The sequence below is a fragment of the Longimicrobium sp. genome, from assembly GCF_036399255.1.
Classification (GTDB): Bacteria; Gemmatimonadota; Gemmatimonadetes; order Longimicrobiales; family Longimicrobiaceae; genus Longimicrobium.
Genome location: NZ_DASWNM010000019.1, coordinates 15,791 through 34,704, shown reverse-complemented (window position 1 = coordinate 34,704; position 18,914 = coordinate 15,791). Strand labels below are relative to the sequence as shown.

Sequence of the window (18,914 nt, the reverse complement as noted above, 5' to 3'; positions counted from 1 at the left end):
CTGCCCTCCAGCAATCCGACAGGGGATTCCTCGGCCCTGCAACCTCTGGTGTGAAAGCAGGCTACGGCGTGGCCGGGCCTCGGAATGACAGCGCTGGTGGATCTGCCTGGATGCGCAGCGTCGGATTCTTGAACACGCTCTGAGGGAGGCGCCGCCCCGCAGCTCGCCTGTACACTGCACCTTGGCGCCGACTGAAGGACCTCGCTGGCACAAACCGCGGGGCGGGTCCCGCGCCATGGAGCCGACCCCGCCTCGCCGTAGAGCAGGTCCTTCGGTCGCGCGCAGGCGGTTGTGTGGAATCGGGTTACACGTGGTGCGCTCCCTCAGGAAGTCACCGCTTCTTCGTGAGTTTGGAGGTTTGGCAACACCCTCTGAGGGAGGCGCCGCCCATACCGTCGTCATGCGCCACGGCCTGCGCGCCGGGCGAAGAATCTTGTTCGGGAACGGGCGGGGGCTCGCGTCGAAACCAGCCCAGCCGACGGAACCGTGCGCCCATCCGGAAGATTCCCCGGTCGGCGCAGGCCGTTTGGCTTCCGCTCCACATCCTCTCGAATCTTCACCATGGACATCCGCAAGCTCCTGGTCATTCCCCAACTGATGTGGTACGGCCTGCGCGCGCCGCGCGGGCAGCGCCAGGTGTGGGACCGCTTCTGGTCGGGCATCCAGCGCACCGGCGCCGGCGGCGAGGTGCTGTGGGACGCGGCCAGCCAGGCCGAGTTCGACGCCGTCCTCGCGCGCGTGCTGGCCCGTATGGACACCCGCCTGCCCATCGTGGACGTGGGCTGCGGCAACGGGCGGTTCTCGCGGCTGCTGGCGGCGCACTTTCCCCGGGTGGTAGGGATCGACATCTCTTCCTTCGCGATCCAGAAGGCGAAGGCGGAGTCCGCCGGCATCAACAACGTGGAGTACCGCGTGCTGGACGTGGGCGCGCCGGACGTGGGACGCGCGCTGGCGGACGAGCTGGGTGAGGCGAACGTCTTCATGCGCGGCGTCTTTCACACCTTCGATGCCGGGCAGCGGGCCAGCGCCATCGCGAACCTGGCCCGGATGGTGGGCGGGCGCGGCATGGTCTACGGCCTGGAGACCAACTACGAGGGGGACCCGCTGGACCAGCTGATCGCCCAGGGCGCCACCATGACCTCCATGCCGGAGCCGGTGCGCAAGTGCATCGCGGCCGGCCTCAAGCCGCCCAGCCACTTTGGCGAAGCGGAGGTGCGGGAGTTCTTTCCGGCCGGCGGATGGGAGGTGGTGGAGAGCGGTCCGCTGACCATCCACGGGCTGCCGCTGACCACCGGCGGCGAGTTCGAGCCCATCCCCGGCTACTACGCCATCGTCCGCCAGCGCGCGCCGGCCGGGTGAGCGCGGCCTGGCGACGGTAGGTAAACGACGATCTCGATCAATACGTTCACTGGATGACCGGATGACGGACGAGGAAGAGGCGCCGGTGCTGGGGCTGCGGCGGGGGACGGTGCGCCTGGTGCCGCACACCGTGCGCTGGGCCGAGATTTACCGCGAGGAAGAAGCGCGGCTGCGTGCGGCGCTGCAGGGGGTGCTGGTCGACGTCCAGCACTTCGGCAGCACGTCCATCCCGGGGATCCACGCCAAGCCCATCCTCGACATCCTGGCCGGGGTGCGGCGCCGCGACGACGTGTTCGAGCGCCGGCCCCAACTGGTGGCGCTGGGATACGGATACGTGCCGGGGGCCGGGGTGCCGGAGCACCACGTCTTTGGCAAGGGCGAGCCGCGCACCCACCTGCTGCACGTGGTGGAGCACGGAAGCCGCGCCTGGACCGAGAACCTGTGGTTTCGCGACCAGCTGCGCGCCGACCCCGCGCTGGCCGCGGAATACGACGCGCTCAAGCTGCGGCTGGGTGAGGCGCATCCCGACGACCGCGCCCGCTACACCGAGCAGAAAGGCGACTTCGTGCAGCGCATCCGCCAGGGCGCGCCCTGAGGGGGTGTTGCCAAACCTCTCAACGTGATTGACTTCCTGAGGGAGGCGCCGCCCCGCAACTCGCTTGTACGCTGCACCTCGGCGCCGACTGAAGGACCTCGCCGGCAGAACGACGGGGCTGGTCCCGCGGGATGAAGCTGGCCCCGCCTCGCCGGAGAGTAGGTCCTTCGGTCGCGCGCAAGCGGTTTTGTGGAATCAGGTTACACGTGGTACGCTCCCTCAGGAAGTCATCGCTTTTGTGAGTTTGGGGTTTGGCAACACCCTCTGACGGCGCGCGCCGTGAATCCAAACCATTGGTCCGTCCGTGGTATCCCATGCGTGTCGCGGGGCCCTGTCGCGAGCTCCGCGCGCATCACCACTGACGAGGGGAAACCCCATGTTCGTATATGCCCGCGGGCTGCTGATCGCAGGACTGGTTCTTGGAGGCTGTGCTCCGCAGCGTCACGCGCTGTCCGCCGGCGCGCCGGGAGGTGATTCCGGCGGCACGGACCTCATCGCGGCGCTGGACGAGAAAGCGCCGCTCTGGCTGGCCGAGCACGACGTGCCCAGCATCTCCGTCGCGTACATCCAGGGGGGCCGCGTGCGGTGGACGCGCGCGTACGGCGAGCAGGCGCAGGGCGTGCCCGCCACGCCGGCGACGCTGTACAACGTGGCGTCGCTCGCCAAGCCCGTCTTTGCCGAGACCATCCTCCGGCTGGCGGCGGAGGGGCGGCTGTCGTTGGACGAGCCGCTGGCCGGGCACTGGGTGGACCCCGACGTGGCCGGCGACCCGCGCCACCAGCGGCTGACGCCGCGGATTGCGCTGAGCCATCGCACGGGCTTTCTCAACTGGCGCTTCCAGGACTCTTCGGGCGTGCTGAAGTTCCAGCGCGACCCGGGAACGGCGCTGGGCTATTCCGGCGAGGGCTTCGAGTACGTCCGCCGGTTCGCGCAGAACAAGCTGGGCACCCCGTGGGAGGCGCTGGCGGCCCGCTACGTGTTCCAGCCCTTCGGAATGACCAGCACGGCGCTCACGCGGCGCGACTGGTTCGCGGGCCGCATCGCCATGCCGTACGGGCGCGAAGGCCGGTACCGCGAGCCCACGGTCGCCGACTCGGCGCTGGCGTCCGACGACCTGTACACCACTGTGGGCGACTACGCGTCGTTCCTGGTGGGGGTGATGAACCGCGACGGGCTCAGCGCCGCGTACGCCGCGCAGCGCGATTCTTCGCACGTCGCCAACACCAGTGGCTCCGCCTGCCCGCAGGCGGGTGTGCCGTGCCCCCGCAGCGGCATGGGGCTGGGGTGGGAGATCCTGGAGTTTCCGGGCGAGACGGTGCGGCTGCACACCGGCGGCGACTGGGGCGAAAGCACCATGGGCCTCTACTTCGCGGAGAGCCGGGACGGTGTAGTGATGTTCACCAACGGCGCCAACGGGATGAAGGTGATGCTGCAGGCCCTCGGTCTTCTGTTCCCCGACACCCAGCTGGCCGCAAACGCCCGCGGCTACCACTGACCGGCGTCGGGATGAGGGGATACGGACTCCGCGGAACACCTGTCATTCTGAGCGAGCGCCCACGCCGGACCGTCAGGAAAACCGCGGAGCCAGTAGCGCGACCGAAGAATCTCCCGCCTCTCGCGCGGAACCCCTTCCCGGGCATCGCCCGGGAACTCCGCGTGACGGAAAGATCCAGCCGCCCAGACAGAGATTCTTCGGTCGGCGCCATGCTCCGGGGCGGAAGGAAAGCACTGTGCGGCGCCTCCCTCAGAATGACAGGTTTTGTCAGGTCTGGTTTAAACAGAATCCTGAAAAACACCTGTCATTCCCGATCCGGGACGAGCTGGCGTCGCGAAACCCGGACGGACGCGATCACGTGGTGTATCGCTCACGGCCGGCCGAGGGCGTTCCATGCCGACGCATCCAGCAACGGCCTTTCCGGCGGCCGGCTCGCCGTCCTGGTCGAACCACCCAGGGACTGTGCACGCGATGAACAGCGCACTGCATCACCGGATCACCACGGTCTTCGGCATCTTCCTGATCCTGATGGCGGCCCTGATCCTGGTGTCGGCGGACCGTCCGACGCGCGTTGGTGTCGTGGTCGTGGCCGTGGGGCTGGGACTGCTGGGGCTGGATGCGGTGGTCAGCGGCGTTCGCAAGCGGCGGCCCCTGGTCTCGCGCATCGGGCCCTTGCCGTGAGGCCGGCGCACGGCGCGCCCGGTATCGTACGCGCTCTGCTGGGTGACCTGCGAGGACCCGTTCGTGCTGCTGGATGAGAAGTGCTTTCGCCGGGTCTTCGGCGACGCGGCAGCCGACGAGGAGCGTTTGACCGGCTGATCGATTCCTTCTTTCCATCCATGTACCCGGAACTGCACGACGACCTCCGCGAGCACCGGGACTGGCTGCTGTCGTTCGTCCATCTGCCGCCCGGCGGGACCGTGGCGGACCTGGGCTGCGGCAACGGCGGCGACCTGCTCGCGCTGGCGCATCGGCATCCCGATCCCGCCGCGCGCTTCATCGGCATCGATGCGGCGGAGACCGGCGTCGCCACCGCGCTGGAACGCGCCGCAGACGATCCGCGCATCTCCGTGCGGCGGCACCGGCTCGCCGGGCGCGTACCGCTGGACGACGGCAGCGTGGACGCGGTCTATTCGCACAACCTGCTGGAGTGCATCGAGGACCGGGCGGGGTTTGCGCGGGAGGTCGGGCGGATTCTGCGGCCGGGCGGGGTGGCGGTGATCGCGCACTGGGACTTCGATTCGCAGATCATCGACGGGACCGACAGGGCCGCCATCCGTCGGCTGGTGCACGCGTTCGCGGACTGGCGGCAGCCCTGGATGGAGCACGCCGACGGCTGGATGGGCCGTCGGCTGTGGGGCGTGTTCGCGCCCACAGGGCTCTTCGAGGGCACCGTCCACGCGCGCGTGCTCACCAACACGCGGTACGCGCCGCCCTGGTACGGACACGCGCGCGTGCAGGACTTCGGCAGCCTGGTAAAGCGCGGGCTGGCGAGCAAAGACGACGTCCGCCGCGTCACAGCCGACCTGGAGGCGCTGGACGCGGCCGGACGCTACTTCTACGGCATCACGGGATACGCGTACGTCGGCCGGCGCGTCGCGCAGACCGCCTAAGAGGGTGTTGCTAAACCTGAAATCCAAAACGAAGCGGTGACTTCCTGAGGGAGCGCATCACGTCCAGCCAGAAGTCACACTGCAGATTGCGCGCGACCGAAGGACCTGCTCTCCGGCCAAGCGGGGCCGGCTTCATGCTGCGGGGCCAGCCCCGTCGTTCTGCTGGCGAGGTCCTTCGGTCGGCGCCAAGGTGCAGTGTACAGGCGAGGTACGGGGCGGCGCCTCCCTCAGGAAGTCAATCACGCTGGAGGTTTGGCAACACCCTCGCAGGAAATCACAGCTTCGTTGTGAGTTTGAGGGTTTCGCAAACACCCTCTCAGCCTGAGGCGAGTGTGCATCGACCCTGGCGCCGTGTCGTTCCTGCCCCAGATCATCTGGGCGCGTACCGATGATCTGCCTTCTGCACCCTCCCTCGGCTGATCCACATCCTGCGAAAAGACGATGCCCATGCAGTTCGACCTGACCCGCGCGCTGGAAGTGCTGGAGCGCACGCCGGCGACCCTCCGCGCGCTGCTGGGCGGCCTGCCCGAGGCCTGGACGGCGCCCAACGAGGGGCCGGAGACGTTCAGCGCCTTCGACAACGTGGGCCACCTGGTCCACGGCGAGCGGGCGGACTGGATCGTGCACGCCCGCATCATCCTGGCGCAGGGGCCCGACCGCGGCTTTGCGCCCTACGACCGGTTCGCGCAGAACCGGGAAAGCCAGGGCAAGCGCATGGCGGACCTGCTGGACGAGTTCGCGCATCTGCGGGCCGGGAACCTGGACACGCTGCGCGGCTGGCGGCTCACGGAGCGCGAGCTGGCGCTGCAGGGCGAGCACCCCGCGCTGGGGACGGTCACCCTGCGGCAGCTGCTGTCCGCCTGGGTGGTGCACGACCTGGGGCACGTGGCGCAGACGGCGCGCGTGCTGGCCCGGCAGTACCGCGACGAGGTCGGCCCATGGGTGGCGTACCTGCCGGTGCTCACGCGGTAGCGATCCGCGATGTCGAATTCCCGGCGTCTGCTTCGACATAGGGGTGAGGGAGGCGATGCGGTGCCGGCGGAAGGGCGCGCCGGCTGGGCTCGCACCCGCGGAGGAGGCACACGCACTCCCATCCACCCTTCTTGCACGCCGGAGGCACCATGAGCACCACCCCGCGCATTCGCCCCTGTCTGTGGTTCGACGACCAGGGTGAAGAAGCCGCCCGCTTCTACACCGGCATCTTTCCCAACTCGCGCATCGTGTCGACCACCCGCTTCGGAGAGGCGGGATTCGAGATCCACAAGCGGCCGGCCGGCTCGGTGATGACGGTGACGTTCGAGCTGGACGGCCAGCAGTTCACGGCGCTGAACGGCGGCCCGATCTTTACCTTCAACGAGGCGGTTTCGCTGGAGGTGCACTGCGCCAGCCAGGAGGAGGTGGACTACTACTGGGAGCGGCTGGGCGAGGGCGGAGACCCCGCGGCGCAGCAGTGCGGCTGGCTCAAGGACCGCTTCGGCGTGTCGTGGCAGGTCATTCCCACGGCGATGGAGCGGATGTTCGACGACCCGGAGTCGCCGGCCACGCAGCGGGCGATGAACGCCATGCTGCAGATGAAGAAGCTGGACCTGGCCGAACTGGAGCGCGCGTACGCCGGCGGGGACTGATCCCGGATCCGGGAAAAGCGCGGGGGTACAGAGGAACAGACAAAAGCCAGAGGAACAGAGGAAAATCGATTTCCTCTGTTCCTCTGGCTGTTCTCTGCTCCTCTGTACCCCGCGCCGTTGTTTGATCGTCTGGGATCAGAACGGCGGAGTGCGGCTAGCGGAAGCCCGCGATGCGCGTGGCGGTTTCGTTTAGCACCCGCGCGTTGTTCTCGTAGGTCGTGGTCCCCATCACCTGGCCCGTGACCGGGTAGGTTTTGGCGGGGTTGGACCACCACTGGATGCGCGTGCAGTTGGCGCAGTTGTTTCCGTACGCCATCACCGTGCGCCAGTTCTTGGTCGACGGGATGAAGCCGTGGCCGTACTGGTACGGCGTAAGGGTGCCGTCCACGAAGCGGTCGTGCCGGGCGCCCTGCAGGTGGCCCACCTCGTGGCCGAACGAGTAGTAGCCCGTGATGCAGCTGTAGTGCGCCACGGCAAAGCCGTTGCTGGCGGTGGTCGCGTTGATGGTGGCGGCCTGTCCGCAGGCCTCGCTGTCGTTCACCACCAGCACCACCACGTCGGCCGCGTAGGTGTTGCGCAGCGTGTGCACGTTGTCCATCAGCCCGTCGGTGGTGCCGCGGATGGCCGAGACGTGCTGCGAAAAGCTGCGGCCGGACTCGTTGTAGGTGACCTGCGCGCTGTGGACGCGCACCATGTTGATGTTGATGCCGCTGTTCAGGTACGACGTGTTGGTCTCGTCCACCGCCAGCTGGATCAGGCTGCCGATGTTGGCCGTGGCGGCCGCGGCCGAGGCGGTGTACACCACCAGCACGTTGATGTTGGTGAGCGCCGCGGCGCCGACCGTGCCGCCGGTCTCGGGCGCCCTGGCGGCCATGGGGCCCGCGGGCGGCGGCGTGTCCAGCACGCCGCTGGGGTTGTCGGGGGTGTGCTCGGAGGGGAACCCGTTCTGGTCGATGCGCGACACGGCGTGCAGCCCGTCGCCCAGCGGCTCGATGCTGTACGAGGTCAGCCCCACGGTCACGGTGGCGGTCACGCCCTCTTCGCCCAGCACCATCTGCACCCAGCCGTAGCTGCCGCGCACGGGGCCGGCCCACGAGATGTCGTCGGCCGCCCGCTGCTGCACGCGCTCACCCGCGGCGACTACCTGCACCCCGGGCGCCACGCCCAGGCGCAGCACGCTCCCCTGGCGCATCAGCTGGCCCGGCGCCGTGGCGATGCGCGCCAGGTGCACCTCGGCGCTGCTGGCGCGGCCGCGGATGGTGGCCAGGCGGCTCTGCTGCACGCCGTTCAGCGCCTGCTCCGGGACCAGCGTAAGGAGGTTCTGCTGCACTTCGGCGGCGCTCATCGACGTGGAGCCCGGGGGGGTGAGGTTGTCGCCCTGGCATGCGGCGATGCCCAGGGAAGTGGTAAGGACCAGCGCGAGCCGTGCTCTCATGGTACGTCCTCCGGATGGGTGGGTTGGGAATTCGGGCAGGGTCTGCGACAGGCTGCGTGCAGTGCTCGGGGGCCGAAGCCGTTTTCCGTGGCTCCTGTTTAATTGCGGGTAGTGAGTCGCATGAACGATGTGCCGGGGAGTGCGGACGCGCTCTGCACCACGCCATCCATGATCCCGGGGACGGTGTTCTGGCGACGGACACGGCTTGTTGTAGAGTTGTATCGGGATACAATAACAGACGGCTTTCGGTTGTCAAGCGCGATTTCGTTCCGGAATGGAGAGTTTCTCTGGTTGTGTCTGGATTCAACGACAGGCGTCCCCAAAGGAGCTTTGTCGGCATCGTTCCTTTGATGATTCCACGCTGTTTCCGCCGCACCCGAGCCGCGGAACGAACACGCTCCGCGGGGCGCGATGAGGGACGCCGAAAAGGGTTCTGGTTCCGCGTGTCGATTTCCTGGATCCTCGTTCGACGTGGAGGTAGAGAGCGGACGGGAGCGCCGGCCTGGAGGGGGCCGGCAGCCCCGCGATGACCCCACACACGAGGAGCCCGACCATGTTCAAGACGCTGCTGATCAACACCCGGAGCGCCACGGCCACGGTGGCCGCGCTGGTCGCCACCGCCGCGGCGGCCGCCGCGCCCGCATTCATCCACGCGCAGGAAGAAAACGTCGCCATGCACACCCGGGCCGCGGCCACGTCCACGCCGTCCCGCACCGGCTACGTGCAGGCCAACGGGGTGAACTACTACTACGAGATCCACGGCCAGGGCGAGCCGCTGCTGCTGCTGCACGGCGGGCTGGGGTCCATCGGCATGTTCGGGCCGGCGCTGGCGGCGCTGGCGCAGGGCCGGCAGGTGATCGGGGTAGACCTGCACGGCCACGGCCGCACCGCGCTGGGCGACCGGGAGATCGACCTGGTGGCCATGGGCGACGACATGGCCACCGTGCTGCGCGGGGTGGGTGTTTCGCGGGCGGACGTGATGGGGTACTCGCTGGGCGGCGGCGTGGCGTTCCAGCTGGCCGTGCAGCATCCGCAAATGGTGCGGCGGCTGGCGCTGGTCTCGGTGGGATACGCGACGGACGGGTTCTTTCCCGAGATGCTGCCCCAGCAGGCGCAGGTAAGCTCGGCCATGGCGGACATGATGAAGGACACGCCGATGTACCGGTCGTACGCCGCCATCGCCCCCAACCCCGCGGATTTCCCCCGGCTGCTGGACCGCATGGGCGACTACATGCGCCGGCCCTACGACTGGTCCGCCGACGTGCCGAAGCTCACCATGCCCGTGATGCTGGTGTTTGGCGACAGCGACATGTTTCGCCCGGAGCACATGGTGCGGTTTTATCAGCTCCTGGGTGGCGGGCAGAAGGATGCCGGCTGGATGCGCGAGAACATGTCGCCCAACCGCCTGGCCATCCTCCCCAACGTGACGCACTACGAGATGTTCATGTCGCCCGCGCTGGTCGCCACCGTGCTCCCGTTCCTGAACGGCGAGACGGCCGCCCCCAGCTGGGCCGCGCAGGTCGCGCAGGGGAACTGACCGGGGGGGGAATCGATGAACCGCGGCCGGGGCGCTGATCTGCGCTCCGGCCGCGAAGTCTTGCATGCAGGAGTGTCCGGACTACCTTCGGACGTTTGTGGACCCGGGAATCCAGACACAGCCAGAGCCGGATCGATCCCTGTGACGTCGGAGACAGTCACCATCGCGCGCGCCGGGCTGACGGACGACGCCAGCCGTGCGCTCATTGAGCAGCTGAACGCCGAGCTCAGCGGCGCGTATCCCGAGCCGGGCGCCAACCACTTTGGCCTGGATCCCCAGGAAGTCGCCGAGGGGCGCGGCGCGTTCCTGGTCGTCTACCATGAAGGCGCCGCGGTCGGCTGCGGGGCCCTGCGGCGGCTGGATGCCGAGACGGGCGAGCTGAAGCGGATGTACGTGTCGCCCACCGTGCGCGGGACGGGGCTGGGGTGGCGCCTGGTGAGCGCGCTGGAGGCGGAGGCGCGGGCGCTCGGTCTTCGGCGGCTGGTGCTGGAGACGGGCACCCGGCAGGAGGCGGCGCTCGCGCTGTACCGCGCGGCCGGCTTTCACCCCATCCCCCTCTACGGCGAATACACGCGCTCTCCGGAAACCAGCATCTGCCTGGGCAAGGAGCTTCCGGCCCTCACGTCCTGATCACGCGCGGATGCCGCTGGCCGCTGATCCGGGCGGGCAGGTCGAAAGCCCGGTGCTTGCGCGCGTGCCCGGCCCGGCCTACATGGAGGTGGGCGTTCCGTTCACTTCACGGCGTTCGGGTTTTCGCATGCTTTCTCAAGAGCGATACTTCTATCTTGACCTTCAGGGCGAGTGTGCCCCGCCCACTGCGCTCGAAGCGGCCCAGCTCAGGGCGCAGGGGGTGATCCCCGCGTTTCTGCTGGACGCGAACGTGTGCCACGACCTGATGCGCATTGGCGATGGCAACCTTGCCCTGGCCGATGCGCCCAGGGCACACCACCTTCTGGCCGACGCCGAGCTGGCCGGAGTGGACGTCCTGGCGGCGCCCGGAGTGGGCGAGCTCTGCCTGGACAACGCCAGCTTTGACCTGGACCTGGAGTGCTTTGGCGCCAGGGGTGCCGCCGTCATGCGGGCCCTGCACCTGGACCTCGCAAAGGTGCAGGCGCCGTCATCCCCTGACCGGCGGCCGATCCAGACGGACCTGGTTCGTGACTCTGCCCTCGTGTTCGAGCCGCTGTTCTACCTGTTCTACGCGCATCTCCTCAAGATCAGGCTGGTTGCCCGCCGCGGGCTCGCGGGTGCGCACGCATATGACAATCTCGCTGAATACCTGCACTGGGCGAGCGATGAGCTGAAGAACGTGGCCGGACTTCCCATGCAGGTCGCGCTCGCGGTGTTCGGGGGAGAATCCCGTGTTTATCCCCTGCTCCGTCTGCAAAAGCAGAACATCGACGAGATCGGTGCCACGCGCGGCGCGGCCTGGGACCTCGTCCACGTGATGTTTGCGCAGCACGGGTCCGTTTCCCCGGTCGACGGCCAGCGGCACAAGATGATTTTCGTCACCAGTGACAAGGCGATCTTCGAAGTCGCGTCCAGGTACCTGGTGGCGGGCCTGCTGCGCGGCACGCCCCTGGGCGACCTGCCGCTTGCAGGCGTGGCGGCGGATGCCCCGCACCTGGCTTCCATTCAGCCTCGGCTTCAGAAGCTGATGATGACCATCCAGGTGGGCCAGATCAAACGGATGATGTCGGGAGGTGCTCCGGGCGTGGACGAGTACAAGGCCGCGGCCCGGAGGCTGGAGTCCGAGCTTTGATGGACGGCCCGGCGGTCCACCACCGTGATTTTCCTGAACTCCAGCGGCGCTCCTCGTCCCCTGCTGATGAGCACAGGGCCTGTCATTGCGAGGCCCGGCCACGCTGTCGCGGGAGGAGTGCGCCGCAGGTTGCAGGGCCGAGGAATCTACTGTCCGTCCATGCGAGGCCGGACGCGGTAGCCCGCGCCATCGGTTTCGGCCGCGAAAGCGCCAGAGGGGGCCAGTCCGGGGCCCGCGACAGGCCACCAGGAAACGGAAAGCAGATTCCTCGGTCGCGCACGGGTTCTGTGGTCGGGCGAGGCGTCGAGCGTGCGCTCCCTCGGAATGACCGTCCGGGGGTGCGGTCGGTGACGCTTCGTGCAGAGCCGCTCCGCGGCGCGCGCAATCGGTTGCGTGGCTGCTGATTACACGCGGTGCGCTCCCTCATCACGTCAAACTCGGCGGTTGACTTCCTGAGGGAGGCGCCGCACCGGGGTCTGCGTGTACGACGTACTTCGGCGCCGACCGAAGGATCTCGCTGGCATCACGAGTGGGCTGGATCGAAACTCGGAAGCCAGCCCCGGCGTGGCCGAGAGTAGATCCTTCGGTCGCGCGCAATCGATTGTGTGTCTTCTGGGTTGTACGCGGTGCGCTCCCTCAGAGGGTGTTGCCAAACCCCCAAACTCACAAAACGCGATGACTTCCTGAGGGAGCGCACCACGTGTAACCCGATTCCACACAACAGCCTGCGCGCGACCGAAGGACCTCGCCTCGGTGGCGCAGGGGCCAGATCAGGGCACGGGACCAGCCCCGTCGTTCTGCTGGCCAGGTCCTTCGGTCGGCGCCAAGGTGCAGCGTACAAGCGAGTTACGGGGCGGCGCCTCCCTCAGGAAGTCAATCACGCTGGGAGGTTTGGCAACACCCTCTCAGGAAGTCATGCGCCTGTGTGACTTTGGGATAGGCGTGCCTTCTTACGCGCGGGGCGCCCGCCCCCGCCACGCGGGGAAACGCCATGCGGCGGCGCCGCAGGTTCGTGCATCCAACCTCCGATCCACGCCCATGAGCAGATTCAGCCCGGAGTTCTTCGATTCCGTGTACCGGGAGACGCCGCCGTGGGACATCGGCGCGGCGCAGCCGGCGATCCTGGCGCTTCTCGACGAGTACCCACCGGAAGGCCCGGCGCTGGACGTGGGGTGCGGATCGGGGGATCACGTGTTCGCGCTGGCCGGGCGCGGCGTGCAGGTGCTGGGGATCGACGTGGTGGAAGCGGCCATCGCGCAGGCGCGCGCCAGGGCGGAGGCACTGCCGCCGGCGGTGGCGCGGCTGCTGGAGTTCAAGGTGGGCGATGCGCTGCACCCGACGCTCCTCCAGCGGCGCTTCGGGGCGGTGGTGGACTCGGGGTTCTTTCACCTCTTCGAGCAGGACCAGCGCGACCGGCTCGCGGACGAGCTCGAGGCCACGCTGCTCCCGGGCGGCCGCTACTACCTGCTCGCGTTCGCGGTGGAGTTTCCCATGCCGAACACGCCGCTCAAGGTGACCGAGGATGAGCTGCGGGCACGGTTCACCGCCGAACGCGGCTGGCGGATCCTGGAGGTGAGGCCGGCGCAGTTCGAGAGCCGCATCGCGCCGGTGCCGGCGGTGGCCGCGTGCATCGAGCGGCTGCGCGGCTGATTCCGATCACCCGCGGTAACCGAACGGCCGTTGGCGATCAGGCCCGCAGACGGGTGGTTTCGTACCTGCGCTCGTCCCGGCGGGTGACGGTCAGGTGCATGGCGGCCTCGCGGGAGGACGCGGTGAGCCGGGATGCGGGGTCCGGCGGCTGCCCGTGGGATCTGCAACGCCGGCGCTGGCAGATGGTGTTTCGCGGCAGGGCACGTGCCATGCAGTCGCTCGCGGGTTTAGCGGTTGAATCCACGTGTTTCCAGGAGGCGTTCATGGCTGTACACGCTCGCAGACTCGCGCTGGCAGTGCTGATGGGATCGGCTCTCGTCGCTACACCTCCCGCGGTTGCGCAGGACACGGCTATCACGACGACCACCCGCACGGAGCACGAGGAAGACAGCGACTTTCCGTGGGGCCTGCTGGGCCTGCTGGGCTTGCTGGGCCTGCTTCGGCGCCCCAAGAAGGACGTCCACGTGCACGAGCACGACGTGCGCGAAGTGCATACCCGTCCGGTCCCGCCGCGCGACGACCCCCGGGGCACCAATCCGCCTCCGCGCGTCTAGCCGCGCAGGGTACGGGCGGCCGGGCCTCGACCGGTCCCCCGTTCCCTGGCTGGAGCGCCGGATTCCCTCTGCGCGGGTGGTCCGGCGATTCCCCGCGAAGCGCCCTGGATGACGTGAGCCCGACCCCGCTGGAGGTCGGGCTCGCTCGTTGTGACCGGAGCGTCCGGGCGGGGGAAGACGACGATCGTGCGGGCGCTCGGCGCGCAATGCCGCGCGGACGTGCGCTGCCGCTGTTTCTGCTGCCTCGGCGTGCCCTCTGCCCGGGCATGGTTGCGGATCGGCCGGCTCTCCAGCCAGTTTGACGGACCTGCCCTCCCGGCGCGCCGGCCGTCGCGACCCTGCGCGGCAGCCGAACGCCGGCTTCCATCATCCCCAACCCTTCCGCGGCCATGTTCATGAAAACCCTTCTTTCGCGCGTCGTCCTGGCCCTGGGTGCCTGCCTGCTCGCCTGTCCGCCGGCCCTGCGCGCGCAGGTGGTCGACGACCTGGCGCCCGGAACGCGGGTGCGGGTGGTGGAGCCCGGCACCGGCCGCATCGTGGGGACGGTCTCCGCGCTGCGCGGGGATACGCTGGTGGTGCTGTCCGGCAGCGGAGCCAGCGCGCGGACGGTTTCGCTGCCCGTCTCGTCCATGCGCTCGCTGCAGGTAAGCCGGGGGCGGCCCAGCCGGCCCGCGTCCGCGCTGCGGGGCGCCGCCATCGGGCTGGCGACCGGGGCGGCGGCGGGACTGGTGGGCGCCACCGCCCCCAGCCTTTTCAGGGACGAGCCCTGCGACCGCACGGCGGACGACCTGCTCTGCTTCAGCACCGCCGAGTGGGCCATGTTCGGCGTGCTGTTCGGCGCGCCGGCGGGCGCCGCCTGGGGGGGCGCGGTGGGATTCCTGTTTCCGCGGGAGCGGTGGCACTCCATCTCCGCGCGCACCGCGCCCACCCTTACGCTGACCACGTCGGGAGCGGCCGTGCAGCTTGGCATCTCGCTCCACGTGCCCTGACCGGACGCCGCCGGGCGCCCGCGTCGCGCGGACCGACGGCGAATCCGCCGAGCGCCGGTCGGGTCAGCCGCGGGCGAAGACCATGTCGAAGCGCATCTCACCGCCGCGGGGCATCTGCTCCACGCGGTGGACGGTGAGCGTGCGGCCGTCGGCGCTCAGCTCCCACGCTTCGGTGCCGGTCGCGGTCACCGTCTGGCCGCCCAGGGGAAGCTCGCGGGCGATAGTGATGTGCAGCCGGCCGTCGTCGCCGTGGCGGGCGCGCAGGCGGGTGGGCACGTCCAGCGTTCCGTCGGGCGTGCGGACGCGGGTGGTGGCGGTGGTCTCGGCGCCGTCCAGCGAGTACGCGAAGCTGAAGCGCTCCGGCTGGGCCGCCTGCGCCTGGATCTCCACGTCCACCACGAGGCGGGCGTCGCTCTGGGTGACGGACAGGCGCTGGCCGCGGACGCTGGCGTACATCGGCGGCAGCCCCGGGCTCCGCGCCTTGTCGAGCGTCCAGGCGCCGCTGTAGTCCGGCGGCGAGACGGGTGCGGCGGGGATGGGCGCCGCGGCGATGACGCCCAGCAGGGCGGCAAGGAGTAGAGATTTCATCGATGGATTCCGGTTGATGGCTGGGTGCGCCCGGCTGCTTCCGGCACGCGAGGGGGTATGACCTGCCCGCCGCCGCCGAAGGTTGCCGCCGGAGCCCGGCCCCGCCGCCGTCCTAATCCAGGCGTAAGGATCGGATCAGCCGGCCGGCGGAAGAAGGGTCGCGCGCGTAGCTCGATGCCCGGCCCGGGATCCACCGCCCACGAGCATACGACGGAATGAGCACGCCGGCGAACGCCCCGGCCGGTCGGCCCGGCGAAAGGCTGGCGCCCATCGTCTGCCTGGAGGGGCTGAGCGCCGTGGGCAAGACCACGCTGGCGGCGGCGCTTGCGCGGGCGGCGGGCGCGGCGGTGGTGCCGGAGCTGGACGCCGGCGGCGCGCCGCCGATCCCGCGGTCCGCCGGGTGGTTCGTGGACCGCCACGCCGAGCGGTGGGGGCAGGCGCGCGCGCTGGCGGCCCGGGCGCCGCTCGTGGTGGTGGACTGCGATCCGTTCAAGGGGCTGTGGTACAACCAGGTGTTCGCCGGCCAGGGCTGGCCCGGCGTGGACGCGCAGGCGCCGCGCTACCGGGCGCACGTGGCGAGCGGCACGCTGGCGTTCGCGGACCTGTACGTGGTCCTGCTGGCGACGGAGGCGCAGTTGTGGGCGCGGCGGGCTGGCGACGCCACGCGCTCGCGGCGAAACTTTGCGCCCAACCTGCGGCTGGCCGTGCCGCACCGGGATTATTACGAGACGCTCCAGGCGGCGGCGCCGGAGCGCGTGCTGCTGCTGGACACCGGCGCGCGGGACACGCTGGTCGGCACAGTGCTGGGCGCCGTGCAGCGGCTGCCGCCCGGCTCGCCGGACTCCGCGGCGCTGTTCGAGCACATGGCCCGCTGGGTCGCGCCTTTCGCCGATTCCGCGGCCCACATCGCAGAAGGCTGACATGCCCTCCAGCAGCAAATCCGGGAAGCGCACCGCATCCGCCCCTGACGACGTGGATGCGTTTCTCGCGGCGCTCGATCATCCGCACAAGGCGGAGATTCTCGCGCTGCGGCAGATCATCCTGGGCGCCGATCCTCGCATCGCGGAGGGGATCAAGTGGAACGCGCCCAGCTTTCGCACGACGGAGTGGTTCGCGACCATGCATCTGCGCGCAAAGGACGGCGTGCAGGTGGTGATGCACTTCGGCGCGAAGAAGCGGCCCGGCTTCGATCCCCGCCAGGACATCGCCGACCCGCAGTCGCTGCTGGAGTGGGCCGGCGAGGACCGCGCGTTCACCCGGTTCCGCGACCTGGCGGACGTGGAGGCGAAGAAATCCGCCTTCGCCACGGTCCTCGGCCAGTGGATCGAGCACGTCTGAAAGGCTCGCTCGACCCCGCTGATCGGGTTCTGAGCGCGTATTTCGAGCATCAGCCTGACCGCCTGATTTCCTAAGGGTGTGTTGAGAATCCCTGGCGCTCGCGCCAGTCTGTCATTTCGAAGGAGGCGCCACACCGCACCATCGGCTCGCACGAAATCCTGCGCGCCGACTGAGAAATCTACTGTCTGCTGCTGGTGCCCCGCCGCACCGCTCCGGTACTGGCCCTGTCCGCCCGTGTCGTAGCCGCGAAGCAGGCACGGCTACCGCGTCTGCCCTCCAGCAATCCGACAGGGGATTCCTCGGCCCTGCAACCTCTGGTGCGAAGGCAGGCTACGGCGTGGCCGGGCCTCGGAATGACAGCGCTGGTAGATCTGCGATCTGCCTGAATGCGCAGCGTCGGATTCTTGACACGGTCTGAGGCTGAGAGGGTGTTGCCAAACCTCTCAGCGTGATTGACTTCCTGAGGGAGGCGCCGTCCTGTAACTCGCTTGTACCCTGCACCCTGGCGCCGACTGAAGGACCTCGCCAGCAGAACGGCGGGGCTGGTCCCGTGCCCTGATCTGGCCCCTGCGCCACCGAGACGAGATCCTTCGGTCGCGCGCAGGCGGTTGTGTGGAATCGGGTTACACGTGGTGCGCTCCCTCAGGAAATCAAAGCGCCTGCGACCGAAGGATCTCCTTCCGTTTCTTCGTGGCGTGTCGCAAGGCCCAAACCGACTCTGTCTGGCGGTTTCGTGGCCGCGGCGATGGCGCGGGCTGCCGCGTCCGGCCTCGTGCGGTCGGACGGTAGATTCCTCGGCCCTGCAACCTCGGCTGCATTCGTCCGGCGTCAGTGCGGCCGGGCCTCGGAATGACAGATCTCTCCGGAAACGGCTGCGCGAGTCGCTCTGTTGTCATCCAGCAGAGTGCGTACAGAACACCTTCCGCACGATTGTCGATTGCGATGATCGTCGTTCGTCGGGTTGATGAAGGCGGGCGAGAACGCGGTCCGGACGGGCCGGAAGCCCCCGCTTGAACCCGACACCACAGGGAGCGGACGATGAGCATTACGGCGACGATGGAGCAGGGGCGCGCGGCGGCGAGCCCGGTACGTGGAGCGGCGGTGGCGGGGAGCGGCCGGGGGATGGTCCTGGCCGGGCGCATCATCACCGGGTTCGTTTCGCTGTTCCTGCTGTTCGACGGGGTGGCGCGGCTGGTGAAGTTCGCGCCCTACGTGGAGGGCACGGTGCAGTTCGGCTATCCCGCCCACCTGGCGACGCCCATCGGCGTGGTGCTGACGGTGTGCACGCTGCTGTACCTGGTTCCGCGCACGGCCGTGCTGGGCGCCATTCTGCTGACCGGCTACCTGGGCGGCGCCACCGCGTCGCACGTGCGCGTGGAGGACCCGTTCTTTGCCTTCGCCGCCGTGTTCGGCGTGCTGGTGTGGGCGGGGCTGTACCTGCGCGAGCCCCGGCTGCGCGCGCTCATCCCGCTGCGGGCGTAAGGCAGGCGCCGCGAACGGTGTGGGGGATGGGGGAACGCGCCACCCTCCCTCGTGTACGGCACGGCGCTGATCGAAACGCTCCAGCCACCCGGCCGGGGCGTTTCCGCATTCGACCGCCGGAGAAGACGCGGAGACGGGGATGGGGATCGAGCTGTGGATCGGGATCCTGGGGTTCTTTGGAACCCTGCTGCTGGTGCTGGTGGGCTTGCTGAACTTTTCGGTGTTCCGCAAGCAGCTGCGCATTGCCCGGGAGCAGATCGAAACCGGCGTGCGGCAGCTGGAGATCGCGCAGCAGCAGCCCGACCTGCAGCTGATCCAGCGCGCCATCACCGAAACGTCCGACCACGTGCGGCTGATGGTGGAGCGGCCGTACCTGCGCCCGTACTTCTACGAGGACGCGCGGTGGCAGCCGGGCGACACCGCCTCGCTGGACGAGATCAAGGCGATGGCGGAGCTCATCCTGAACAACTTTGCCTCGGTGCTCATGCACTCGGCGGCGTTTCCGCAGTACCCGGTGCGCGGCATCGACCGGGCGATCATGTTCCACCTTCGCCACAGCCCGGCGATGCGCGAGTTCCTGCAGGAGCACTTCGACCGCTTTCCGTTCAGCGGCCTTACGCTGCTGGCGCTGCAGCACCACACGGGGGCGCAGGTAGAGGCGGACCTGCGCCGGCTGGTGGAGGCGCCCGGCGTGGACGAGCGCGAGATCGCCCGCCGCCGCGAGCTGCTGGAGCTGTACCTCTCCGCGCCGGACCGCCAGCCCATGGAGTTCACCGCCCTGAGCATGCAGAAGCGGCGCTGATTCACCTTCTGTTACGAAAACCCGAGGAAGCACCTGTCATTCTGAGGAAGCGCCCGCCCCGGGCCCCCGGGAAAACCGCGGGGCCGGTTG

19 protein-coding genes are annotated in these 18,914 nt (G+C 69.2%); 17 read left to right on the top strand and 2 right to left on the bottom strand.

Going from position 1 to position 18,914, the window contains the following annotated elements:
* The first annotated feature begins 561 nt into the window (after positions 1-561).
* From VGC13_RS02975 to VGC13_RS02945, 7 genes are all read left to right on the top strand, one after another.
* Positions 562-1,359 (top strand): class I SAM-dependent methyltransferase, encoded by a 798-nt coding sequence (locus VGC13_RS02975; RefSeq protein ID WP_331123714.1) that lies wholly within the window; start codon positions 562-564, stop codon positions 1,357-1,359.
* A 61-nt stretch (positions 1,360-1,420) separates the two neighbouring features.
* Positions 1,421-1,954 carry a GrpB family protein gene (locus tag VGC13_RS02970; RefSeq protein ID WP_331123713.1) on the top strand — a complete coding sequence of 178 codons (534 nt, stop codon included), beginning with the start codon at positions 1,421-1,423 and terminating at the stop codon, positions 1,952-1,954.
* A gap of 376 nt (positions 1,955-2,330) precedes the next feature.
* The gene (locus VGC13_RS02965) at positions 2,331-3,449 is read left to right on the top strand and encodes a serine hydrolase domain-containing protein (RefSeq protein WP_331123712.1); all 1,119 of its coding nucleotides are present in this window, start codon (positions 2,331-2,333) and stop codon (positions 3,447-3,449) included.
* 471 nt (positions 3,450-3,920) lie between these two features.
* A complete protein-coding gene (locus tag VGC13_RS02960; RefSeq protein WP_331123711.1) occupies positions 3,921-4,130 on the top strand; it encodes a hypothetical protein in 210 nt (69 codons plus the stop codon).
* 158 nt (positions 4,131-4,288) lie between these two features.
* Complete coding sequence (locus tag VGC13_RS02955; RefSeq protein WP_331123710.1) at positions 4,289-5,062, top strand: methyltransferase domain-containing protein; 774 nt, start codon at positions 4,289-4,291, stop codon at positions 5,060-5,062.
* 441 nt (positions 5,063-5,503) lie between these two features.
* Positions 5,504-6,034, top strand: coding sequence for a DinB family protein (locus VGC13_RS02950; RefSeq protein WP_331123709.1), 531 nt, complete (start codon positions 5,504-5,506; stop codon positions 6,032-6,034).
* 149 nt (positions 6,035-6,183) lie between these two features.
* Positions 6,184-6,687, top strand: coding sequence for a VOC family protein (locus VGC13_RS02945; protein ID WP_331123708.1), 504 nt, complete (start codon positions 6,184-6,186; stop codon positions 6,685-6,687).
* A gap of 154 nt (positions 6,688-6,841) precedes the next feature.
* Here the strand turns inward: VGC13_RS02945 and VGC13_RS02940 are convergent, their stop codons facing one another.
* A complete protein-coding gene (locus VGC13_RS02940; RefSeq protein ID WP_331123707.1) occupies positions 6,842-8,122 on the bottom strand; it encodes a M12 family metallo-peptidase in 1,281 nt (426 codons plus the stop codon).
* Positions 8,123-8,675: 553 nt separating this feature from the next.
* Between VGC13_RS02940 and VGC13_RS02935 the strand changes: the two genes are divergently transcribed.
* The 6 genes from VGC13_RS02935 (at position 8,676) to VGC13_RS02910 (ending at position 14,614) form a co-directional block, all read left to right on the top strand.
* Complete coding sequence (locus VGC13_RS02935) at positions 8,676-9,659, top strand: alpha/beta fold hydrolase (protein WP_331123706.1); 984 nt, start codon at positions 8,676-8,678, stop codon at positions 9,657-9,659.
* Between the two features lie 141 nt (positions 9,660-9,800).
* The gene (locus VGC13_RS02930) at positions 9,801-10,289 is read left to right on the top strand and encodes a GNAT family N-acetyltransferase (protein ID WP_331123705.1); all 489 of its coding nucleotides are present in this window, start codon (positions 9,801-9,803) and stop codon (positions 10,287-10,289) included.
* A gap of 10 nt (positions 10,290-10,299) precedes the next feature.
* Positions 10,300-11,421, top strand: coding sequence for a hypothetical protein (locus tag VGC13_RS02925; RefSeq protein ID WP_331123704.1), 1,122 nt, complete (start codon positions 10,300-10,302; stop codon positions 11,419-11,421).
* Positions 11,422-12,459: 1,038 nt separating this feature from the next.
* Positions 12,460-13,071: a class I SAM-dependent methyltransferase gene (locus tag VGC13_RS02920; RefSeq protein WP_331123703.1), complete on the top strand. Its 612-nt coding sequence runs from the start codon at positions 12,460-12,462 to the stop codon at positions 13,069-13,071.
* Positions 13,072-13,334: 263 nt separating this feature from the next.
* Positions 13,335-13,625 carry a WGxxGxxG family protein gene (locus VGC13_RS02915; RefSeq protein WP_331123702.1) on the top strand — a complete coding sequence of 97 codons (291 nt, stop codon included), beginning with the start codon at positions 13,335-13,337 and terminating at the stop codon, positions 13,623-13,625.
* A gap of 395 nt (positions 13,626-14,020) precedes the next feature.
* Positions 14,021-14,614 (top strand): hypothetical protein, encoded by a 594-nt coding sequence (locus VGC13_RS02910; RefSeq protein ID WP_331123701.1) that lies wholly within the window; start codon positions 14,021-14,023, stop codon positions 14,612-14,614.
* A gap of 63 nt (positions 14,615-14,677) precedes the next feature.
* Here VGC13_RS02910 and VGC13_RS02905 read toward each other — a convergent pair whose 3' ends face one another.
* Positions 14,678-15,202 (bottom strand): hypothetical protein, encoded by a 525-nt coding sequence (locus tag VGC13_RS02905; protein WP_331123700.1) that lies wholly within the window; start codon positions 15,200-15,202, stop codon positions 14,678-14,680.
* A 215-nt stretch (positions 15,203-15,417) separates the two neighbouring features.
* Between VGC13_RS02905 and VGC13_RS02900 the strand changes: the two genes are divergently transcribed.
* The 4 genes from VGC13_RS02900 to VGC13_RS02885 all read left to right on the top strand — a co-directional run bounded on the left by VGC13_RS02900 (position 15,418) and on the right by VGC13_RS02885 (position 18,824).
* The gene (locus tag VGC13_RS02900; RefSeq protein ID WP_331123699.1) at positions 15,418-16,122 is read left to right on the top strand and encodes a hypothetical protein; all 705 of its coding nucleotides are present in this window, start codon (positions 15,418-15,420) and stop codon (positions 16,120-16,122) included.
* Between the two features lies 1 nt (position 16,123).
* Positions 16,124-16,540, top strand: a complete 417-nt coding sequence (locus VGC13_RS02895; RefSeq protein ID WP_331123698.1) for a DUF1801 domain-containing protein — start codon at positions 16,124-16,126, stop codon at positions 16,538-16,540.
* 1,038 nt (positions 16,541-17,578) lie between these two features.
* On the top strand, positions 17,579-18,022 hold the full coding sequence (locus VGC13_RS02890; RefSeq protein ID WP_331123697.1) for a DoxX family protein: 444 nt from the start codon (positions 17,579-17,581) through the stop codon (positions 18,020-18,022).
* Between the two features lie 139 nt (positions 18,023-18,161).
* Positions 18,162-18,824: a hypothetical protein gene (locus VGC13_RS02885; protein ID WP_331123696.1), complete on the top strand. Its 663-nt coding sequence runs from the start codon at positions 18,162-18,164 to the stop codon at positions 18,822-18,824.
* Positions 18,825-18,914 lie beyond the last annotated feature (90 nt).

What these genes read in the sequence shown, in the direction of transcription:
- VGC13_RS02975 (WP_331123714.1), top strand. Translation starts at nt 562, where the DNA reads ATGGACATCCGCAAGCTCCTGGTCATTCCCCAACTGATGTGGTACGGC.
- VGC13_RS02970 (WP_331123713.1), top strand. Translation starts at nt 1,421, where the DNA reads ATGACGGACGAGGAAGAGGCGCCGGTGCTGGGGCTGCGGCGGGGGACG.
- VGC13_RS02965 (WP_331123712.1), top strand. Translation starts at nt 2,331, where the DNA reads ATGTTCGTATATGCCCGCGGGCTGCTGATCGCAGGACTGGTTCTTGGA.
- VGC13_RS02960 (WP_331123711.1), top strand. Translation starts at nt 3,921, where the DNA reads ATGAACAGCGCACTGCATCACCGGATCACCACGGTCTTCGGCATCTTC.
- VGC13_RS02955 (WP_331123710.1), top strand. Translation starts at nt 4,289, where the DNA reads ATGTACCCGGAACTGCACGACGACCTCCGCGAGCACCGGGACTGGCTG.
- VGC13_RS02950 (WP_331123709.1), top strand. Translation starts at nt 5,504, where the DNA reads ATGCCCATGCAGTTCGACCTGACCCGCGCGCTGGAAGTGCTGGAGCGC.
- VGC13_RS02945 (WP_331123708.1), top strand. Translation starts at nt 6,184, where the DNA reads ATGAGCACCACCCCGCGCATTCGCCCCTGTCTGTGGTTCGACGACCAG.
- VGC13_RS02940 (WP_331123707.1), bottom strand. Translation starts at nt 8,122, where the DNA reads ATGAGAGCACGGCTCGCGCTGGTCCTTACCACTTCCCTGGGCATCGCC.
- VGC13_RS02935 (WP_331123706.1), top strand. Translation starts at nt 8,676, where the DNA reads ATGTTCAAGACGCTGCTGATCAACACCCGGAGCGCCACGGCCACGGTG.
- VGC13_RS02925 (WP_331123704.1), top strand. Translation starts at nt 10,300, where the DNA reads ATGCCGCTGGCCGCTGATCCGGGCGGGCAGGTCGAAAGCCCGGTGCTT.
- VGC13_RS02920 (WP_331123703.1), top strand. Translation starts at nt 12,460, where the DNA reads ATGAGCAGATTCAGCCCGGAGTTCTTCGATTCCGTGTACCGGGAGACG.
- VGC13_RS02915 (WP_331123702.1), top strand. Translation starts at nt 13,335, where the DNA reads ATGGCTGTACACGCTCGCAGACTCGCGCTGGCAGTGCTGATGGGATCG.
- VGC13_RS02910 (WP_331123701.1), top strand. Translation starts at nt 14,021, where the DNA reads ATGAAAACCCTTCTTTCGCGCGTCGTCCTGGCCCTGGGTGCCTGCCTG.
- VGC13_RS02905 (WP_331123700.1), bottom strand. Translation starts at nt 15,202, where the DNA reads ATGAAATCTCTACTCCTTGCCGCCCTGCTGGGCGTCATCGCCGCGGCG.
- VGC13_RS02900 (WP_331123699.1), top strand. Translation starts at nt 15,418, where the DNA reads ATGAGCACGCCGGCGAACGCCCCGGCCGGTCGGCCCGGCGAAAGGCTG.
- VGC13_RS02895 (WP_331123698.1), top strand. Translation starts at nt 16,124, where the DNA reads ATGCCCTCCAGCAGCAAATCCGGGAAGCGCACCGCATCCGCCCCTGAC.
- VGC13_RS02890 (WP_331123697.1), top strand. Translation starts at nt 17,579, where the DNA reads ATGAGCATTACGGCGACGATGGAGCAGGGGCGCGCGGCGGCGAGCCCG.
- VGC13_RS02885 (WP_331123696.1), top strand. Translation starts at nt 18,162, where the DNA reads ATGGGGATCGAGCTGTGGATCGGGATCCTGGGGTTCTTTGGAACCCTG.